We start from the raw sequence: 19588 nt of genomic DNA, 5'->3' as shown, positions 1-19588 counted from the left end.
TTGAACCTGGTGGAGGGACTTTGGAAATGGCTAAAATCGGATGCATTAACAACGTGTTTTTCCATACCGTCTCAGAGATCCGCAAAAAAGTTGCTGCGTTTATGGAAAACATTGCTCTCGATACACAGACCATTATTGATGGTCTTTTCCTTCGTTTGGAAAACGATCAACTTGCTGAATTATTATAGTTCAACTTATATAGGATATCATTTTTCATGTGATATTATACCCTCCATTCTAACGGTCTATCTATACATCTAGGTCAACTTATCCAGAAGAACCAGCTTGTTGCTTGAACCTCTTCCCCAAATTTCTGTAATTGCCCCATCCAACCCCAATCTGTTATTTACCATCATATAATCAACTGATTTGACCCAGTCTGTATACTATCTGTTACAAAGCATACCGACTTGATATTATGTTTTCGTGAATACTCCACAAAACTAAACAATAGGAGCGCATCCGCCATACTGTTTTTATTTTGGAAGGGATCCTCTTTTCGTAGCGCTTGTTCAATCGCCAATTGTTGAACATGAGAGGTTAGTATAATTTGCTTGGTCGAGACATGCAGAAAGATAGATCCGTCAGATCTAATACTTTTCAGGGCAAACCCTTCAACTGCCTGTTCCTCTTACTGGCTTTTTAGTATAGTCAATGAGCGCTGTAGTTCAATGCTTTCATGGAAAATCTGTTTTAAATTCTTCAACATATTGATTTTATTCTCTACGTTTTGCAGCGCAGGTTTCTGAACTTTTTCATAACGGTTACTATTCCACTCGTCACGTACGATGGACGGAAGAAGAATGGTCACTTTCTCATCTTCCATAAGCTCGCGTAACTTTCTCAGGTGAGGATCCCACGGGTCTTTAGCCATGTTAATCCATACTGGATGGAGGCATCTATAGATAAACAACTAGCAAACCAACTGGGAGTTATTACACTCGCATATGGTCAATCATGTATGTCTTCACTGGTTGAATGATGGATTCGGATCAAGTAGGAAAAAACCTTGAAAGGACGAAGCCAATCAAGGTTTCAAAACAAATATTTAACTATTTAATGTATACTCCTCAGGCTGCTCATCAAATCCATTCCAAAACACCCACAACCTATTACAATTAGGACACTTAAGGAAACTATTCATTTTCATGTATAATTCCTCTGAATCAACTTGGTTTTCAATCGTATCATATTCAATATCAGATATGAATTTAAATTCAATTTTACACGGAATATCTCCATATCGTAAAACTTCTCCGCAGTTACATTTTATCTTCGGCATATAACTCCTCCTTTGTCACTTAGAAAATATGACTATATCAGTAATATTCGGCGTCTTTCCAGCCGCAGAGATACTGCCTCTAACTCGAGCTAAAGCGTTCCCTAGCTGTTCTGCTGTAACCGAGGTTTGAGAAAGGTCTAATACTATTCCAGTTGTTTGAGAATTTTTTGATGCCATAGCACTTATAATACGACTAACATTGTTAGTAGTAGGCGTATATACATCATAATTCATACCATTTACAAGTAAATCAGATGTACCTCCTCCCGCTCTAGTTCCAACAGGATTCCTCAACACAACTTTATTTCCTAATTGTTGCATATACTTAGCAGCGCTAATTTCACTTGCAGAGAAATTACCGCCTGTTTCAATAACCAAAGAACCAACTTTACCCACGCCATTACCAACAAGGCTAGAAACCCCTTTACTAACAAGAGAAACCCCTTTACTAATAAGAGACTTAGTGAGTCCAACTCCTCCTGCAACAACAGTATCAAATACCATACCTGTCCAAGTATGATCTTCGGTAACACTATCAAAAGATCCTGAAACAATTTTTTTCGTGTTCGTATCATAAAATGCCATCCCAGCGTCTAATTGTTGCCTAGCCCATTTTTTCTGCCCAGCGTTACCCTTATATTCAAGACTTTTTAGATAATCATATTGATTTTCGCTGAAAACAACTTTGTTTCCTGATGGATCAATGAACATTAAGGGATTATTATGAGCATACGTATACAAATTCAATGTCAGCGGATTATCAATCTGCCCCTCATACGTATCCTCATTTAAAAACCGCCCTACACTAGGATCGTAATACCGTGCCCGCAGATAATAAAGTCCCGTTTCCTCATCATAGATCTCTCCAGCGTACTTGAAGGAATTCTGCGTTCCCTCTACCTGGCTGGTAATATTCCCCCACTCGTCATACGCGTAGAAGTTAACGATGGCTCCACTCTTATCCACGATTTGAATTACATCACCATGACCATTATAGAGATAGTAATAGTCTTTATTCGATAACCTGTCCTTCTTAACCAAGAGTCGGTCTCCACGAACATAATCTGCTGTCACTGTGTTGCTTCCGTTTACTTCCGAGATTACTTCCCGATTCGGATTATACCGGTATTGCTTCACACTGGTTCCAGTAGTTTTCTTATACCGCATACCATCTGCGCCATAATCAAATGTTGTGGTGCTACTTCCTTTGGTTGAAGCGATTAATGTATTAAACAAATCATATTGATAACTAGTCTCCGTCATATCAAATGAATCATTGGCAGTAGCGACTAACGTGGATCTGTTCCCTCGCAAATCATACGTGTAGCTCTCCGAAGACCCGTCACTACGTGAGATACTCTCCAGACGATTCAGTTTATCATACGTGTACGTATTCGTTTGTGTCGGTTGATTACTTGCCGTCTGCGTCGTTGTTAGGATGTTCCCATTATCATCATAACTATAACTGGAGGAGGATAACAAGGCCGAACCTTTTTTGTTCGTAACTGTTGTTAACCGGTTTACATTATTGTAGATATATTCGGTCTTTAAAATACTTCCATCTGCTAGCGGTGGGTACGTTATGGACTGAATTTGTCCATTTGGATAGTAAGCATATTTCACATTGGCCGCCTCAGAATCATTCAAAGTTGACTGACCGTCGGTCTGTACTTTATCCAGCCTGGATTTGTCATACTTATACCGAGTAGAAAATACACCAGTTGAACCGTCTCCACTTATATTTAGCAGGCTGACCCGGTTGTTCTTGTCATAATTTAATTGCAATCTCGAGGAAAAATTGTTCCCACCCTGCATTTGAATAGATACGATTCGCTTCAAACCATCCATCTGGGTGGTCAATGAAGATATTTGGGTACCATTCGTGTATTTCTCTTGGGTGTCGTAGAGAATTCCATTGCTGCCAATGATAGTCTTGACCTGCTGGCTTTCACCAGTTTTACCTGTTGCATTTAGTGTCGTCAACCGATTTTGCTCATCGTACTGATACGTAAACATGCTTCCGTTACGATCATTCATTTGCTTGAGTTGACCCAGGTTGTTGTACATATAGGAGGTTTCTTGGGCCGCTGGGTCAGCCTTTGAAGCCAATGATCCAATTTCGTTGAACGTCTTCCCGCTAATTACGATTGGAGAACTGGATTCATTGCTCTGCAGGGTTGAGCCAATGATTTGCCCATTTGCATCATACTGATACTTCGAGATTTCCCCCAGCGCATTCTTCACTTCGTTTAATCGATTGAGCGCGTCATACGAATACTTCGTAGTGACACCCTCTCCATTCAAATTACGCTTAGGATCGACATAACTTACCAGATTTCCGGCAATGTCATAGGTATAGCCTTCCGTCGAAGGTGCGCTTACATTCGGCCAATCTTTGTACAACCGGTTGGTAAGTAGTTGGCCCCACTGGTCATAATCTTGCTCCACATAGCTGGATTTCAGGCTGTTTTGCGACGGATTGCTACGGTAGCTTGCAACATCTCCAGCAGCTACAAAATAGTTCACCAATTGACGAGATTTTCGTCTAGACTCCGATACATAGAGATTCCCGTATGGATCTAGTGCTTCTTTTTGTGCACCCCATGCATCATAAGCGACAGTTATGGTATTCCCCATTGGGTCCAATTGATAAATGGCATGCCCGAGATCATCCGCACGGTATTGGGCGGTCTGTACTTGCCCCTCACTGAACTGCTGATCATACATTAAAAAGCCAAGTCCGTCATATAAAGAATTCTGGTTCGATAATAGGGTCTCCTTACCCGTCGCGGTTTCCGTATACTTGCGGTTGTAATGAACCCATAAACTAAGCGTTCCCGAGTTTTGCGCGTCTATATCGGCGGGTGTATTGATATTTCTATAGGTATATTCATCTGAAACACTGTAGGTCACATTATTCAGATTCTTGAAGTTTGGATACGTCACATTCGTAATCCTGCCTAATGCATCATAGGAGTACGATGTCACGTTTCCATTTCCATCGCTTTCTGTTTTGATTAAACCGGTGGCTAAATCATAGGTCATCGTTTTCTTTATGGTCTCAGTGATATTTTGCCCTGTACTATCTTTCGTCGTAAAGGTGCTAATCACTTCATATGGATATACATAATTGGTATCTTCATTTAGATTCGTTGTGGTGATGGCTTGTTTACCATTCCCCAAATTTTTAATTTCTCGAATACTCATCAGCTTTCCAACTACATTAATATCGGGGTTCGAGAAATTAGATGTCACTGTACTTCCATCGATAGCGGTATAAAAATAACTTGTCACTTCATTTTTGGGATTGGTATAGCTCTTCAAGCGTCCATTCGCATAATAATCGTACTTCTCGGTTAACAGCGTATTATTATTTTGATATGAAGATTTCGTTTTGAGAAAATAATAGGTAGGATCGTACGTATAAGAGCTGGTATATTTCTCTTTGGTTGCAGCATCATTAAACTGGACCTGTGTTAGAGGCTTCGTCTCGCTTATTATTCCTCCCCAGTCCGTATAGCTCAGTTGGGAATATAGTTGATTCGGAGAACTGTCACTGTCACTACTATAATCAGAGGTCTGGATCTGAGTAGGCTTACTTTTGTATGTCGGATCAAAACTTTGATTGGTAACAACGGTTCTTTCACCATTGGCAGCCCTGGTCGTCGTAGACAGGTTTTGCCCATCCTGGTTAAATAGGCTGGTAGTGGATAACCCATTCATCGCAGATGTACTCTGAATCGTCGAGGTACTGGAATAGGTATATGCGCTTGGCACACCATAATTTGCTGTGTAACCAGTATAGTTTCCAGTATACGTATAATTTATTTGATTATATCCCGGATCGGTACTGGATGTGCTAAAGTTACCACTGCCAGCATTGTATTTAAATAAGGTATCTTTTCTAGACTTGACGCGGAATTCTTCCGTAAAGCCAGCATCTCCCAAATTACTGGAGAACTTCTCATATTGAAACCAAGTCACTGAACGCGGATATTGAATCATTTGTAGCAAGGTGGAAAAATTCGTACCCGTATACGGGCTCACATATTGCTTTCGGGAATAATCAAATTTAACATATCCATCATCCACATAATGAAAACTAACCACTTCATTGTTAGGGCTTTGAATATACTGAAATGCGGGTACGTATCCACTAAATTGACCATTTAGCGTCATACTCGCCCTGCTTTTCATATATGTCACATGCTGCTGGTCTGTGCCATTCAGATCTTTTACCGTCACCACAATAGATTCTCCTGCAAAATTAGCATCATCCGGTGTCTGCAGGTTGGATTGGTACGCAAAGTTAACGACACGCCCCATCGTATCTGTGATAGAGGAGATCACTTGATACGTCTGCCCATCGTAGACAGTACGAGCGGTATGCTGAAACTTAATCATGTTACCATAACGATCCACGATTCCAAGCAAACGGCCATCGGCCGCAAAATATTCTCGTTTTTTATCAGCATATTCTAAATAAAAAGCAGAAACTCCTTGTCCATTACTAAATAAACCCTGATAATCCTGGACCAGGCGCAGGTCCTTCCCAGAGTAGCCCACTAAATGGGTATAACTCCCCACAGCATCCGTTGAACTCAAATCAATCTGATATACGGCTCCATCTCCATGATGATAGTACATATATCCGCCCTCAGCCATTTGAATGGACGGGAACATGAACGACCACCCCATGCCTAAGTCATAGCGGGAGATCAAATAATTATACTTTTTCATATCATTAATTCCGGAATTGTAATACTTCATGTAAGGGAATGCGTTGTTAGAATCAAACATGACCCCAATGTTTAAGTCCAATCCGTCCCTACCGGGTAAGCTAATATCTGTTTTCTTCCACACCATTTTTCCTGATGCCGGATCCGTAGTTTCACTAGAACCACTATGATCTGAAAATTGGGGTTTCTTTGTCTGATTAATTTGCATCTGAGTAATTAAACCATTATAAATACTATTTATGTCTTGTGAATAATCAGCCGTTGAAAAGATTGTAGCAAATTTAGTAAGGGTTCCCTCAGAATACACGGAATCTGTGACTGATAAACTATAAGTGGCCTCAGTAACTGAAGTTAATTCATCTGTATGTTTAATTTGTGATTCATTTTGAACTTCTTCGCTACCCATCTGTTCGTAGCTTTGGAGAATGAAATCGATTGATTTCTTATTATTCAACTTAGCAGCTTTAATTATTTCAATTTTCTCAGCCGTACTTAAACTTTTATTTTTCCTTTTCAGATTCGTCTCTATGTTTGGATTTTCATTAAGTAACTCTTTAAGTTCCGCCTCTTTTTCCGATTTTAGATTTTGTTCGACCTCTTCCCATGTCTGATTCATAGCTTTTTTTCGTTCAATTAACTCACGTGGTTGGGTTAACCATTCATTCCCAAGTTGGTCTGATACATAAATATCCTCTTCAGTTACCCCATTAAGAAGTAGTTCTTCCAAGTCTTTTTTTGTGTACACGAATCTATTTTGTTTATGTAATCGCTTGTTAAAACTAAACAAGGATTTCTCCTGTACTTGTTTTCGCCATTCAGGCTCATATACCGCTCCGGTTACGGATGTAATGTGAATGTCCTGAGGAGCAGAGTCAATTCCTTTAACTGTGGTAGTGACATCATCATGAGTATTAAATAATTTCTTCCCATTTTGCGCTGGTTCTTTAGCAGTCTCTGCATTCACCGGTGCAAAATTAATAGAAGGTATTGTTAAAGCAAGAATTAATATAACGATTAAGAATTTATTCCATAGATTTTTCACAAAAGTTCTCCTATCATTTTTATTTTTGTTTTTTAAAATGCTAAGACCTACTATCAATGTAGCCTATACAAATATTGTTAGCTTATTGAAATAAAATCATTATTGTGATCCATTAACATTAAACTCCTTAATCACCGACTGTTAGAGCCTGTGACATCTTCATACTTTTAGACAAAAAGCACTCCAGTGTAGCTTCATCTCTTCAAGACTCTCTTAGGTTAAAAGCACATGAATAATTCCCTATCTAACAACGAAACTTAGACTGGTTGTGACAGTTTAGAGGTTTCCTCTATTAATATTTCATTTGCTAATAAAGCTCTTTTTAATTAAATTCCCATTCAAATCATATATAAAATTAATGGAGTAAATAGGGCTTTCAATGGAGCTTAAGCGTCCGTATTCATCATATTTATAAGTATTACGTTCTTCATTTTATCAATAACTATTGAAACTTTCTCAGATTGACCATATTTATCTTCAGCACATACATAAAAATATGTATTCTCTTTTGGATTAACTTTTACATAAAACTCTTATTATCAAATTAAAGTGGCATAATTACCTTCTTCAGCAAATTACCATTTTGGTCATATTGAAATACTAGCTTTGTTGTGCTAGATAGTACAATGTAGTCTAGTCGCCCATTCTTGTAAACATATTTGAGACTATTATTATTTTGTTGCATCGTTACACTGTTACTTTTTAATGATTCTCCCGTAGAGTCAAAAGCCGATACTGAAAATATGTAAGTTCCGGATTTTACGACATCATACGTATAATTCAAATGATCCGTAGTTCCAATCAATACATTATTGTTATAAATTTTATACTTCAAAAGCTGGCCTCTCGTATCCAAAGGTTCGCTCCAATTAAGTTTTACTGAATTATTTGTTTTTGCAAAAGTAAGATTGACTGGCTGGGACAGCTGGTTGGTTAATACTTGCAAGTCAACTGTGTACCATTTGCCTTCTAACGAGCTCAAATAAGTAAGACGCCCCATATAGTAGACGTTAGGGGTTAAATTAGTTGAAGTATACTCCCCATTTACTGTGTAGTAAGTCTTAGAAATATCAACCCATCCGCCTACTGTAGAATACATTTCCAACCTGTCGCCATAAACTCCGGATGCAGGATAGATAACTTTCCAAGTAATAGAATTATTGGTCGATTTAACCCTCTCTATTTTGGGGGTATCGGCAAGCTCGATCCATTGGTCTACCGTGACCCATGAACCATTGCTCAAATAGGTCAACCTTCCCATGTAGGTTCCAAAGTCCAAGTTGCTGACACTGTAAGAGCCATTGGTTGTATAATAGGTCTTCGAAATATCAACCCAACCTAATTTGGAATTGTACATTTCAAGCCTGTTTCCATAAACCCCTGAAGTTATATAAGAAACGTTCCATGATATCGTGTTCTGATTCGTTTTAACTCCAGTAATAGTTGGAACACCCGTTGCTGCTAGAGCATTTACACTATTGGAAGATGCTTTTGCATATTGACTTTTAATGCTGGGCATAGGCGTTGCGGATGGTTCTTTTGCAGCCATACTATTGGGTGAAATGGTAGATGGGAAAGACGGAATGGGTTGCATTGAAGGAGTAGGCGTTACATTTTCAGTAACACTTTTTGAGCTTTCAACTTGACTTTGGGATGTTGATAATTCCGTATCTTTCTTCTCGGCTAGTGCAGTAAGCGAATAGAATAAAAATAATAAAACGATGATGCCTGACAATAAAGAATACTTTTTCATTTAACTTGGGCCTCCTTGTTATTTTTACAATCATTTTAAATATTATATCAAATAGGTAATATTATCTATTAAAAAATTGTCGAATACAAAAATTTATTTCCAGACATCACTAAATTCTCAATCAGAGTTTGTAGACAACACTTCCAAAAGTACTATCCGAAAAAGGGCTTATCGCTGTCATCTTGACATTCGATAAACCCGTTTAAATTATATGTTATGCGGGTCAAACGTTTCATCCTGGCATTGCCAGATAACGAAGACGGGACCCTTCCGTTAGATTGCGTGGATAAATCAATGTAAATCTCTAGACAGATGCGGTTCTATGAAAGGTTCAGCCAGCGGACAGCCTGAATAACGCAGTTTGTCGCCGGTAATCAATCGGCGGAGCCCATTGCTGAGCAGCTAGGTAAGCTTGCGTGCCCATCTCCGCTGTTATTCGTTACGCTGGCCGCATACAGGATCGGTTTGCAGGTCGGCGTCCATCAACGCAATACGAGAGCCCCAATGGTCCAACACGGGTGCACCATAGGACTTGGTCTCTCCGCTCTTCTTGGAATACTCCTTCATAATCGTCTCCCCTTCAATATCGAAATTCGGCATTATGCGATCCAGTCATTTCGGGAAGTACCATGCTGATTTGCCCATTAGCGCCATTTCGACAGGAACAATCGTTAACCGGACGACAAAGGCGTCAAAAAAAACACCCACGGCTAAGGCCGAGGCTACTGAAAAAGTCCGTTTCACAAAAGAGGTAGAGGTTCTCAAGAAAATTGAGGAGACTCTACCTCTTTTGTCTTATAATTAAAGCATTAGGAAGAGGGCGGGTGAGCGGATGATACGGCAACAACAATTAATGGTATTAAGTCCTTACATGGACCTGTATAACATCGTGGTGCCAAAGGGTAATATGCTTCAGCAAATCAACGAGCTGGTGGATTTCACCTTTATATATGACGAACTGAAAGACAAATACTGCTTGGATAACGGTCGCAACGCGATCGATCCTATCCGAATGTTCAAATATTTGCTGTTAAAGGACATATTTGAGTTGTCTGACATAGACATCGTTGAACGCTCAAGGTATGACCTGTCGTTTAAGTATTTTCTCGATATGGCACCGGAAGATCCGGTAATCGACCCCAGTTCTCTCACCAAATTCCGTAAACTGCGCAAGGAATTCTGTTCTTGCAACGACCCAAATGAGTATTTCCTAGACACTTTACCTTTGTACAATTAATTGCTTCTATTAAATAGGAAGCACAAAGCCTTCAAAAGCAAGAATACAAAGTTAGCTGTGTTGATCTTTTTTAGAACAATTTCGTTCAATATTAACCTCTATTATGACCTTTCCCTTTAATACAATATATGCCATCATAACACCCATAAAATGCAATACTTTGATTTCAAGTCTTCATTTTCTAGAAGAAACTCATCAAAACAAAAAGCAACTCATCCGCAGAAAAGTCGCCTTTTTAACGTCTTATTTTAAGAAATACTACTTTATAAGTATCGTTTCATTCCTTACCGCTTCGCCTTATAAAACTCATGATACAGCTTCATCAGCGCCCTCTTCTCAATCCGCGACACATAACTCCGCGAAATCCCCAGGCTCCTTCGCAATCTCCCGCTGCGTCCACTCTTCTCCGCCTGTATCAAGTCCAAACCGCCCCACCACAGCTTCTTTCTCACGGTCATCTAGATTATCCAGATTACAATAAATCTTGCTCTTCTCGATCTTCAGATCCACTTCCTTCACAATATCATCCGCGTCGGAACCGAGGATATCAATCAGCGTAATCTCGTTACCTTCCTTATCTGTCCCGATCGGATCATGCAGGGATACATCCTTTTTGGTCTTTTTTAAGCGAGCTCAAATGCATGAGGATTCGTTTTCAATACAGCGAGCGGCAAAAGTCGCAAGCTTCGTGCCCTTGTTCGGACGGTAACTCTCGATAGCCTTGATCAGCCCGATGGTACCGATGGAGATGAGATCCTCCATATCTTCCCCTGTATTGTCGAATTTTTCAAGGTTGTTGGACCGATATGATGTAGTATAAATGTTACATCACAGCAAACAGTAGACTTACTAACGAAAGTAACTGTTTTTCTGGGCGGTCCTATAGTTTTAGAATACCTTATTTGAAGTATTTCTCAGAGCATCCCTTTATGATTTGTTCCCTTCTCTTCTCATGTATTTTTATGAGCTGATTTAATACGAAAATTCGCTGAACTATATCCTCTGTAAAGAAAAACTGTCTCTTAAAATAATTTATTTGATTCTGATATGGCCCCTGATGTTTCTCGCTTTTTCCATAAATATGTAGCAACTGAATATGGAGATCATATACTTCCTTATATGTCATCATAGTGCTCCTCTAGTAGCGATATTAGTGATTCTTAAATCCCATTTCTAGAAGTACCTCTTCTTAAACAAAAGCAACCCATCCGTAGACAAGTCGCTTTCAATACGCTGATTTGTTAACGGACAATACTTCTTAACTTTCTCAAGTGTTTACCGCTTCGCCTTATAAAACTCATGATACAGCTTCATGAGCGCCCTCTTCTCTATCCTTGAAACATAACTTCGTGAGATACCCAGCTCCTTAGCAATCTCCCGCTGCGTCCTCTCCTCCCCGCCTGTATCCAGCCCAAACCGCCCAACCACAACTTCCTTCTCCCGGTCATCCAGGATGTCCAGGTTGCGGTATATTTTGCTCTTTTCAATATTCAGATCCACTGTCACCAGCAGATCGTCGGCTCCCGAGCCTAAAATATCTATTAAAGTAATCTCATTACCTTCCTTATCCGTTCCAATAGGATCGTGCAGCGACACGTCCTTCCGGGTCTTTTTCAGTGAACGAAGATGCATGAGGATCTCATTCTCAATACACCGTGCGGCAAAAGTGGCCAGCTTGGTCCCTTTGTTCGGACGGTAGCTTTCGATAGCCTTAATGAGACCAATGGTTCCAATGGAGATTAAATCCTCCATGTCCTCACCGGTATTGTCGAATTTTTTTACTATGTGCGCTACGAGACGAAGATTATGTTCAATAAGTATATTCCGGGATTTTGAATCTCCTTCCGCCATTCTACCCAAATGCAGGCTCTCTTCTGACTCTGTTAACGGCTGTGGAAATGCATTGTTTCTAACGTAGGACACCAGCAGTGTCAATTCTTTTATCAGCAGAGCGACAGCACTTATCAGTCCAGACACTTGCGACACCTCCCGCTTATGTTCAATGAAACCGGCCGCAACAGCTTTACGGGTTCATGGTCATTTCATTGTATGTGGGCCAGTGCCCGGAAGTGCCTGTACAAGGGAAAAACAGTTGAACAAAAACTAAATATCCGTTCCTCCTATAATCCCTATGAGCTTTTCGCTTACCATTCAGAATTATCAAACTCACGATTACACACGTCACACTCTACCTAAATGACCAAACCGAGTCCTGTGGGGATAAAATATAAACAAATTTCGCCTCAAGTCATTTCCTCCGCCATAACGACCCTCACTCATTCATTTCCACGCCATTCCCTTTGGTAAATTTATACCTTTAATGCTCACTTCGCTCTAATTAGTGATGAACTTTGTTGCTTCAAAATTTTCCATTGTTCTAACCTCACGTTCTTAGTTGCTTATCCATGTTACACTGATAATTTCTTATTTAGAGTCAAGGTAATATCCCTCCCTCTACCCTCTTGAGTCCCAGAAAGTTCACTTAGGCTCCCAACTATACTGATGCTATACCCTCCTTCATCTGATTTAATGATAATTTCGTCAATGAGCGATTCAACAATAAATCGCTTATCATCAAACGCTAGTTCCGCTCCTTTGCTGCTGATAAACATATTTATTCGCTCCATTGCCTTTAGGCTTTCCTCTTGAGAAAAATGCCGTTCTTTGTGTGTCTTGATCTGTTTTTCATATCGTTCAAGCTGTGCTTGCAAATCATGAATCTCCCGAGTTATTTTATGAGACTCAGCCGCGAGCTCTTCTTCCGAAATGACGTCCCGCCGGAACATGATTTTCAACTTTTCTGTCTCTTTTCTTTTTCCCTCGATCTGACTCTGGATCTTACCTGTGGTTAATTGCAATTCTTCAATAACTTCTGCTACTTGACCATCCAATCTTTGCATATAGTCTTCTGGATTAGACAAAGCGTCCATAACCATATCCCAGATAAACTCCTCGAGTACATCCGCACGGATACTGCGAGTAGAGCAGCGATCAGTTACACCGTATACCCTGGGGAAAAGATAAAGACAACGGTAACACCTGTATCTTACTTTAGTACCTGTCTTCTTGTTCTTTCGCCCTGAATATGTTGTCCCTCCCCATGTACGACCACAATCACCACATCTGATGAGCGATTTCAACAAATAATTAAAGTGTACATTTCCAGATCGAGTGTTATTCTTAACACGTTGTTTCCGTACTTGTTCGAACAACTCCTCTGACACAATAGGTTCCACCTCAACCAATATCCAGTCACTTCTATCCCGGACTGTGTAAGTCTTTTTTGGAGCACCGCTTTGAGTCCGCTGCCCTTTAACTTTCTTCACTTTTCTACGGTTGTAATAATACTTTCCAATGTAGATTTCTGAACTTAGCATCCTGCCAATGGAACTTCCTCCCCAATTTCCACTTACTGAACGTTTTGGTGGGACCCCCATTTCAAAGAGTTTAGTACCGATTTGACGAATCGTCATATTTTCGTTTAGATACCAGTGGTAGACCTTTCTCACATACTCTGCCTCCATCTGGTTTACAATCAGCTGCCTATCGACCCAATCGTAGCCGAAGGGGGGAACACGCATAGGCATGATTTTTTTATCCTTTTCTACGGCTTTCAGCCTTCCTCGAACCGTTCTTTTCTTAATAAGCGAAAGCTCATATTGAGCAATAACACTCATCAAGTTAAAAAAAAGCTGTCCTTCAGGTGTGTTCTGATACTCCGTATCAACGAAAATCAATTGAACATCACGCGACTCAAATTCACGGCACAAAAACAATTTATCAGTTAAGTCACGCGACAGACGATCTGGATGGGTGATTATAACTCGATCTACTATTCGAGTGCTAATTGCTTGCCGTAGTTCATTCATAGCTGGCCGATCTACATCTTCTCCACTAAACCCTTCCTCACGAAAAACTTTAATGGAATCTTGCAGAATGCACATTTCATATGCTTTGTTCATACAAAGCTCAATCTGGTGTTCTAAACTATGCCCCTCTGTAGCCTGCATACCTGTGGAGACCCGTCCGTATATTGCAGTATACACGCCTATCACCCCAATCCTTCTTTATTTTGCTTCTGCTTGTTGCCTGGCGTAACTGCTGAAATGTACAATAATGCTCCTCTTTATTAACCGAAGATGTCGTTTATTCGATTAACATACAGGGAACGAAACCGACATTTATTAATCGTACGATCTCTGTGTGGGCTAAAGAATAAAAACATCAATATGGGTAGAAACAAACATATACACGGGTATTCTTTGGTGAACAAATTTACTTATGTTCATTGCGATGTGATCAAACTCTTCCATGAGTGATTACTGGTGAAACCTATATAAGAACGTACGTTCGCTTTAAGTATCATGGCCGAATATATGTAGAATTAAACATTATAGAAAATTTTTCACTAATTGATCGACATCTTTGTGGTTCACAGGACAAGGTTTAAAGTCTCTTCATTGGTTAATTGGTACATCTCTTTAAATCTTAGGTTTGAGTCATCAGCACTCCAATTGAATGTCAAATAAACCGACTGAAATCAGTCGGTCTGAATAAAGATTTTTTTTAATATATAGTCAATAACTTTCCTTTTTTTATTTATTGCATTAGATATTGTCTTATTTTTCATACAGCACTTCTTGTTCGTTGATATCTGTAAGTTGACTTCGACATTCTTCTTCTTTAATCCATTGTTCGATTACTTGCAGAGCTCTTTTTCTTGCCTCTTCTTCACTAATCTCATTCATAAAAAAAACCCCCTGATATCGAGATATCAGAAGGCTTCCCTGAAATTTTATCATTCCTACAGTTCACTTAAAGAAGTGAGCTACGCGGATCAAATCCAATCGGGTAACATATTGGCCTTACAGAGTTTGGATGGCGAAGAACTACCGTTGGATTTATTTGACCATTAATCACTGTCGGCAAATATCCATAAATTACGTCCACCATATTTCGAAATAACTTTTCAAATACCCTGTACTGCGTTATTTCAAGCGATTCATTACATAACTCTATAATAATTGTCCCATATTCAATTTCCAATCTTAAATAAAGCGGGGTCTCCAACTCAGTGGTTAATAGAGTTACGCCCCTAACATCATGCCGATCGAACTTCACCTCACTTTGAATAAAGGTCAATAATTCAAACTCGCTCATTGTAAGATCCTTTAATAACTTGATATTCGTTGTACTCCAGCTTTTCACAGGGCAATCTGTCTGAAGCCACTCGAGCGGGACCCTTGCTAATAAACTAATAAAAGCCCAAAACTCTTTTGACAGACTTTTTTGAGGGATAATGTACCTTATATCCCCCCATTCAGGGAGACTTATCGATTCATTATCAAAAGTGACTTTTGTGAAGAGCGTCAGATCATCATTGTTCAACCCGAAATAGCGCCTAAGTTGAACTTTATTAAATCCGCAAACTTCTTCTCTCATGATCACTAATCTTCGAGGACCCTCCGGCAATTTAATTAGTAGATCTCCTAATCTATCAATATCAGTATTCCTTAAGAAACGGAGCTCTGGCCAGGAAACGGAAAACTTACCGTCACTTCCTCTTTTCTCATCTAAAAATTTTTCTAAAGAGAGAACACCTTGCAGATAATAATCAATATTACGCAGTCTTATCCTTATATCTCCCATACATACTCTATTTGGTTTTTGGCTTTTTATGCGCTTGTTAGTCAATCGACATCACCAACAAAAGCATATAACGCATACCACTATGCTGTCTGAGGTCACTTTATAAAGTGACCAGAATACGAACTCATCAATTGGTTATCTTTTATAAAGCATTGAGCAGATACATGTAGAAATTGTTTGCGCTTTAAAACCCTCTTATGACATACCTTGATATCTGCCACCCCCTTTACAAAATCAAGCACAATAAACCAAACAACGTGCGTCTATTGATTTGGAAAGGGACAGAAAGTTACGATTAACAAAAATTAAGCGACACTTCTGCCCATATTTTTCCAAAAAAAGAGCTGTATTTAAATAAATAACCTCGTTCATTTGAACGAGGTTTAGCTCCTAAAGGCATACGAAAATAAGCATTGCTAAATAAATCCCCTTACTTATCTTCGTTATTTATGGTGTTCATGTTTTATAACACCGCTCCATCTTCGCTGAAAAGTTGACAACGAAGAAAATTAAAAGGTTCTATGTATTACCTTAATTATATCATGTCGGATTAGAGTCTATCAAGTTGGAAACAATATTAGTAGTTTAATAGAGGAGGAAGCTAATTTATGAAAAGCATGAGTCTTCAACAAACTCATAATGAACAAGCTCAAGATCAAATCAATGATCAATTAAAAATAAAGAAAAAATATTACAAAAGAAAACAGAAAATTGCTGCCGATGACATCGTTAAAAACAACAAGCATTTATTGAAGTATATCAATGATCTCAAGATAAGAAATACATCAAGTATTTTAGAGGCTTATGAAAAAATAGGATATTTTATTCGCTTTCTTAGTACTATCGGAATTAGCAATTTGGACAACATTAGTTTCGCCGAAATAAAAAAGTATGAGGAGCATCTTGCTCAAAGAATTGAACTTAAAGAAATCAAGAAAAGCACTGCTTATTCAAGATTGCTGGTATTAGGTCACTTTCTTAGGTTCCTTAAAACAATAAATGTTATTCATTTTAATTACAATATCCCTTTGCGGTTTAAAGGTGTAGAGAGTATTAGAGACAATGAATATGTTCAAAACAAGGAACGGCAAATTTTTTTAGAAACAATTATTAAGCATAATGGAAGAAATCTATCCCGTGATTTTGTAATTTCCTTATTACTCATTGAAACTGGATGTAGACCCATAGAAGTAGCAAACCTCAATATGGATCATTTCAATTCCATTGAATCTACAATTACATTTTATTCCAAAAAATCAGGTCAACGAAAAGTTAAAATACATCCTTTTGTTAGTAAACAGTTAAAACTCTATCTAGAAGAAAGAAAACACTCTCCAGGCACTATGATGTTTTTACGTTATTGGGGAGAACGCATTACCTCGGGAACAATTTCTAGTGTAGTTAGATACTACGTTAAAATCGCATTTGGTGAAAACAGGTTTTCCGCTAAATCACTTCGTCATACATGGATCACAAATCAGTTAAATAATCGAAACGATATTAAAGCTGTAGCTCGTGCTGCCGGGCATAAGCATCTTGTATCTACATTACATTACTTCTATCGAGATGCAGAACTTTTGCTCGAGCATTCTTTACCCTATAATCCAATGAAAGGCCTAGATACCAGTGAGCTTTGATCAAACCTCCAAACACGATTACCAAGGTATGTGCGAAGAATTAGGAATTGAATATAGCACATTTTTAAAATTTATAAATGACCCTCAACAATTTAACATCTCTCCCCCAATTACAAATGTTGAAACACCATTATTCGAAGCCATCGACATGTTTATCACTCAACTAAACACAATATATCGACTAAGAAAAATATCATTCAGTACCGTTAAGCTCTATGTGAGTATAATGTCTAGATTTAAGAGTTTTCTTGCTCAGCAGGAAAAAGAATACTCGATATCTACAATTGATGAAGTCATTTTCAGTGAGTTTCTGCTACAATGCCGGCAAGATCCGGATACTTATTTAAGTGAGCGGACACAAAACACCTATACTGCAGTGGTACGACGGTTTTTAGGTTTTTGCTCGATTAAAGAATTAACCTATAAAGACCATCGGTTTAAGTTAAACTTCCTTCGTGTTGAGCTATTACCTCGGTATTTCCCCGATACACAATTAAACGACTTACTAAGAGAGGCTTTACAAAGAAGAGAGGGATATAAATGGCATACCTTGTTCTGCTTTTTAATAGGTACTGGTTGTCGGGTTAGTGAAGCCATTAATATCCGAGTTCGTGATGTTGATATTGAGGATAAGATCATTCACATATATAAGGGAAAAGGTAAAAAAGATAGAATTATCCCTTTATATCCTGAGGTACTCACCTTAGTATTACAATATCTTAACTTCACAGGTATAAAAAAATGGGAGCGTAATCAGACAGGTTATTTATTTACGCATGGATTTGAAAACGAACGAGGCAGTAAGCTATCAATTAGAAGTATTGAAAGAATGGTTTCCGTGATCTGTAGAAAACTTAACTTTCTTGAGAATTATACCGTTCACTCTTTTAGGCATACCTTTGCAATACGCTGTTTAAAGGCGGGAATGAAAATTGAATATCTATCCCAAATTATGGGCCATTCAGACCCTAAAACGACATATATATACCTACAGATGTTACCTGTTGATCTCCAAAAGGAAATATCAGAAAAATATCCCTTTGCCTTTGAGCAGCTTTTATTTAATATATTTTCATTTGAGGAGTAAAAAGATCATGGAAATATTAGCGAATGAAATTCAAAGATATTTGGCCACCATAAAAATTTCTGATCGCAGAGACCACTTGCATCACGTAAACCTTGAACAATTTATTAATTACTTGGCTACTAGCATGGGAACTTTGATAGACAATATACATCTTAATCGAATCTACTGTATTAAAGATGCTAATGAAAACATTATTAAATATAAACCTTGCGACTACAAAATTATTGATAATTATTTGGTTAGCCTACTTCCGTGTAGTTACAACGTACTTCTTAATGTAAAGACCTCATTGAGCGTTTTTTTTAAATGGTGCGAGCGCATGTACGATTTCCCTAATCCATTACGAACCATTAGTTTCAACATCAAAGATTACAAAATCCATACGCGCCCCGCCCGAGTACTTTCAAGACATGAGATTCTTCGATTCATGCATTGTCTCGTGCAGCAGAGTGAGTTCCTGAAACGAGATCTTTTATTTTTCAGTTTGTTAGCTTCTACAGGTTGCAGAATTTCAGAAATATTAACACTTAAGGTACTACAAGTAGATATCGATAATGAAATTATAAGTTTACCAAAGACTAAATCTAAGAAAGAACAAGTCGTAATCTTAAGAAAGGGTATGGGTAAAGCCATACACTTGTATTGTAAGCAAACCGGGTTAAACTCTGAGGACTTAATTTTCACTGTATATGATAAACCGATGACTTATGGTCAAGCTGTATATTTGTTTAATAAATATCTAATTGCAGCTAACATTCCTAACGTTAATATTCATACCACTCGGCATTCTTTCGCTACTCATTTATTTGAAAACGGCGCGGACATCTCAATCATCCAGCAGTTACTCCGCCATGCAGATTTGCAAGTAACAATGGATTATGTTCACACAAATGCTATAAGCAATCAAGGTTTAATTAACAAACAAAATGAAGAATTGTATCGAATGTTGAAAATAAGATAGTGGTCTGTCAATAACTTTTTTTGTAAACTCTTTAAAGCGCAGATACCCCCGAGGGGAAAGCGATTCTAGTTTTATGATTAAAAGTAACCCCTACAAAATCCCTATCTAGACATTGATCGAGTCTGTAAAATAGTTTGTGTAAACTCCTAAACCCAGTAAAATGGAAGTAACAGAAAGGTTGGGGAGAACACATGGGACTTT

At 38.5% G+C, this 19588-nt stretch carries 12 protein-coding genes and 3 pseudogenes; 5 read left to right on the top strand and 10 right to left on the bottom strand.

Translation table 11 applies throughout. The features are described from left to right. Positions 1–26 precede the first annotated feature (26 nt). Entirely contained in the window at positions 27–188 is a 162-nt protein-coding gene (locus ACAN55_RS22440) for a hypothetical protein (RefSeq protein WP_379138285.1), read from the top strand. A 164-nt stretch (positions 189–352) separates the two neighbouring features. Here ACAN55_RS22440 and ACAN55_RS22435 read toward each other — a convergent pair. From ACAN55_RS22435 to ACAN55_RS22415, 5 genes and pseudogenes are all read right to left on the bottom strand, one after another. Further along, positions 353–874: pseudogene (locus ACAN55_RS22435) on the bottom strand (PIN domain-containing protein). 174 nt (positions 875–1048) lie between these two features. Then, a complete protein-coding gene (locus ACAN55_RS22430) occupies positions 1049–1282 on the bottom strand; it encodes a DUF8617 domain-containing protein (protein WP_379138282.1) in 234 nt (77 codons plus the stop codon). A gap of 15 nt (positions 1283–1297) precedes the next feature. Next, positions 1298–7063 carry an RHS repeat-associated core domain-containing protein gene (locus ACAN55_RS22425; RefSeq protein ID WP_379138279.1) on the bottom strand — a complete coding sequence of 1922 codons (5766 nt, stop codon included), beginning with the start codon at positions 7061–7063 and terminating at the stop codon, positions 1298–1300. 544 nt (positions 7064–7607) lie between these two features. Further along, complete coding sequence (locus ACAN55_RS22420; protein ID WP_379138276.1) at positions 7608–8816, bottom strand: fibronectin type III domain-containing protein; 1209 nt, start codon at positions 8814–8816, stop codon at positions 7608–7610. 432 nt (positions 8817–9248) lie between these two features. Further along, the gene (locus ACAN55_RS22415; RefSeq protein WP_379138273.1) at positions 9249–9416 is read right to left on the bottom strand and encodes a hypothetical protein; all 168 of its coding nucleotides are present in this window, start codon (positions 9414–9416) and stop codon (positions 9249–9251) included. A 232-nt stretch (positions 9417–9648) separates the two neighbouring features. Between ACAN55_RS22415 and ACAN55_RS22410 the strand changes: the two are divergent. Continuing rightward, positions 9649–9987: pseudogene (locus ACAN55_RS22410) on the top strand (transposase); the annotation flags it as partial. A 350-nt stretch (positions 9988–10337) separates the two neighbouring features. On the opposite strand, the pseudogene sigK (ACAN55_RS22405) reads toward ACAN55_RS22410, so the two are convergent. From sigK (ACAN55_RS22405) to ACAN55_RS22385, 5 genes and pseudogenes are all read right to left on the bottom strand, one after another. Beyond that, positions 10338–10845, bottom strand: a pseudogene (gene sigK / locus ACAN55_RS22405) (RNA polymerase sporulation sigma factor SigK); the annotation flags it as partial. Positions 10846–11328: 483 nt separating this feature from the next. Further along, a complete protein-coding gene (gene sigK / locus ACAN55_RS22400) occupies positions 11329–12030 on the bottom strand; it encodes an RNA polymerase sporulation sigma factor SigK (protein ID WP_379138270.1) in 702 nt (233 codons plus the stop codon). Positions 12031–12461: 431 nt separating this feature from the next. Then, complete coding sequence (locus ACAN55_RS22395; RefSeq protein WP_379138307.1) at positions 12462–14099, bottom strand: recombinase family protein; 1638 nt, start codon at positions 14097–14099, stop codon at positions 12462–12464. Between the two features lie 573 nt (positions 14100–14672). Continuing rightward, positions 14673–14801, bottom strand: a complete 129-nt coding sequence (locus ACAN55_RS22390; protein WP_379138268.1) for a hypothetical protein — start codon at positions 14799–14801, stop codon at positions 14673–14675. 67 nt (positions 14802–14868) lie between these two features. Further along, positions 14869–15747: a hypothetical protein gene (locus ACAN55_RS22385; RefSeq protein WP_379138265.1), complete on the bottom strand. Its 879-nt coding sequence runs from the start codon at positions 15745–15747 to the stop codon at positions 14869–14871. Positions 15748–16310: 563 nt separating this feature from the next. On the opposite strand from ACAN55_RS22385, the gene ACAN55_RS22380 reads away from it, so the two are divergent. From ACAN55_RS22380 to ACAN55_RS22370, 3 genes are read left to right on the top strand one after another with little or no spacing between them, the layout of a single operon-like run. After that, positions 16311–17339 carry a tyrosine-type recombinase/integrase gene (locus ACAN55_RS22380; RefSeq protein ID WP_379138262.1) on the top strand — a complete coding sequence of 343 codons (1029 nt, stop codon included), beginning with the start codon at positions 16311–16313 and terminating at the stop codon, positions 17337–17339. Then, complete coding sequence (locus tag ACAN55_RS22375; protein WP_379138259.1) at positions 17329–18426, top strand: tyrosine-type recombinase/integrase; 1098 nt, start codon at positions 17329–17331, stop codon at positions 18424–18426. The genes ACAN55_RS22380 and ACAN55_RS22375 overlap by 11 nt, the downstream gene beginning before the upstream one ends. Before the next feature lie 7 nt (positions 18427–18433). After that, positions 18434–19387, top strand: a complete 954-nt coding sequence (locus ACAN55_RS22370) for a tyrosine-type recombinase/integrase (RefSeq protein WP_379138256.1) — start codon at positions 18434–18436, stop codon at positions 19385–19387. Positions 19388–19588: the final 201 nt, after the last annotated feature.

The organism is Paenibacillus oryziterrae, from assembly GCF_042610485.1.
In the GTDB taxonomy this organism is placed as follows: domain Bacteria; phylum Bacillota; class Bacilli; order Paenibacillales; family Paenibacillaceae; genus Paenibacillus_AQ.
This window is presented reverse-complemented; position numbering and strand designations above follow the sequence as displayed.

Bases quoted from the DNA above. Each gene is read 5' to 3' on its own strand.
- ACAN55_RS22440 (WP_379138285.1), top strand. From the start codon at position 27: ATGGCTAAAATCGGATGCATTAACAACGTGTTTTTCCATACCGTCTCA.
- ACAN55_RS22415 (WP_379138273.1), bottom strand. From the start codon at position 9,416: ATGCCGAATTTCGATATTGAAGGGGAGACGATTATGAAGGAGTATTCC.
- ACAN55_RS22430 (WP_379138282.1), bottom strand. From the start codon at position 1,282: ATGCCGAAGATAAAATGTAACTGCGGAGAAGTTTTACGATATGGAGAT.
- ACAN55_RS22390 (WP_379138268.1), bottom strand. From the start codon at position 14,801: ATGAATGAGATTAGTGAAGAAGAGGCAAGAAAAAGAGCTCTGCAAGTA.
- ACAN55_RS22420 (WP_379138276.1), bottom strand. From the start codon at position 8,816: ATGAAAAAGTATTCTTTATTGTCAGGCATCATCGTTTTATTATTTTTA.
- ACAN55_RS22370 (WP_379138256.1), top strand. From the start codon at position 18,434: ATGGAAATATTAGCGAATGAAATTCAAAGATATTTGGCCACCATAAAA.
- ACAN55_RS22380 (WP_379138262.1), top strand. From the start codon at position 16,311: ATGAAAAGCATGAGTCTTCAACAAACTCATAATGAACAAGCTCAAGAT.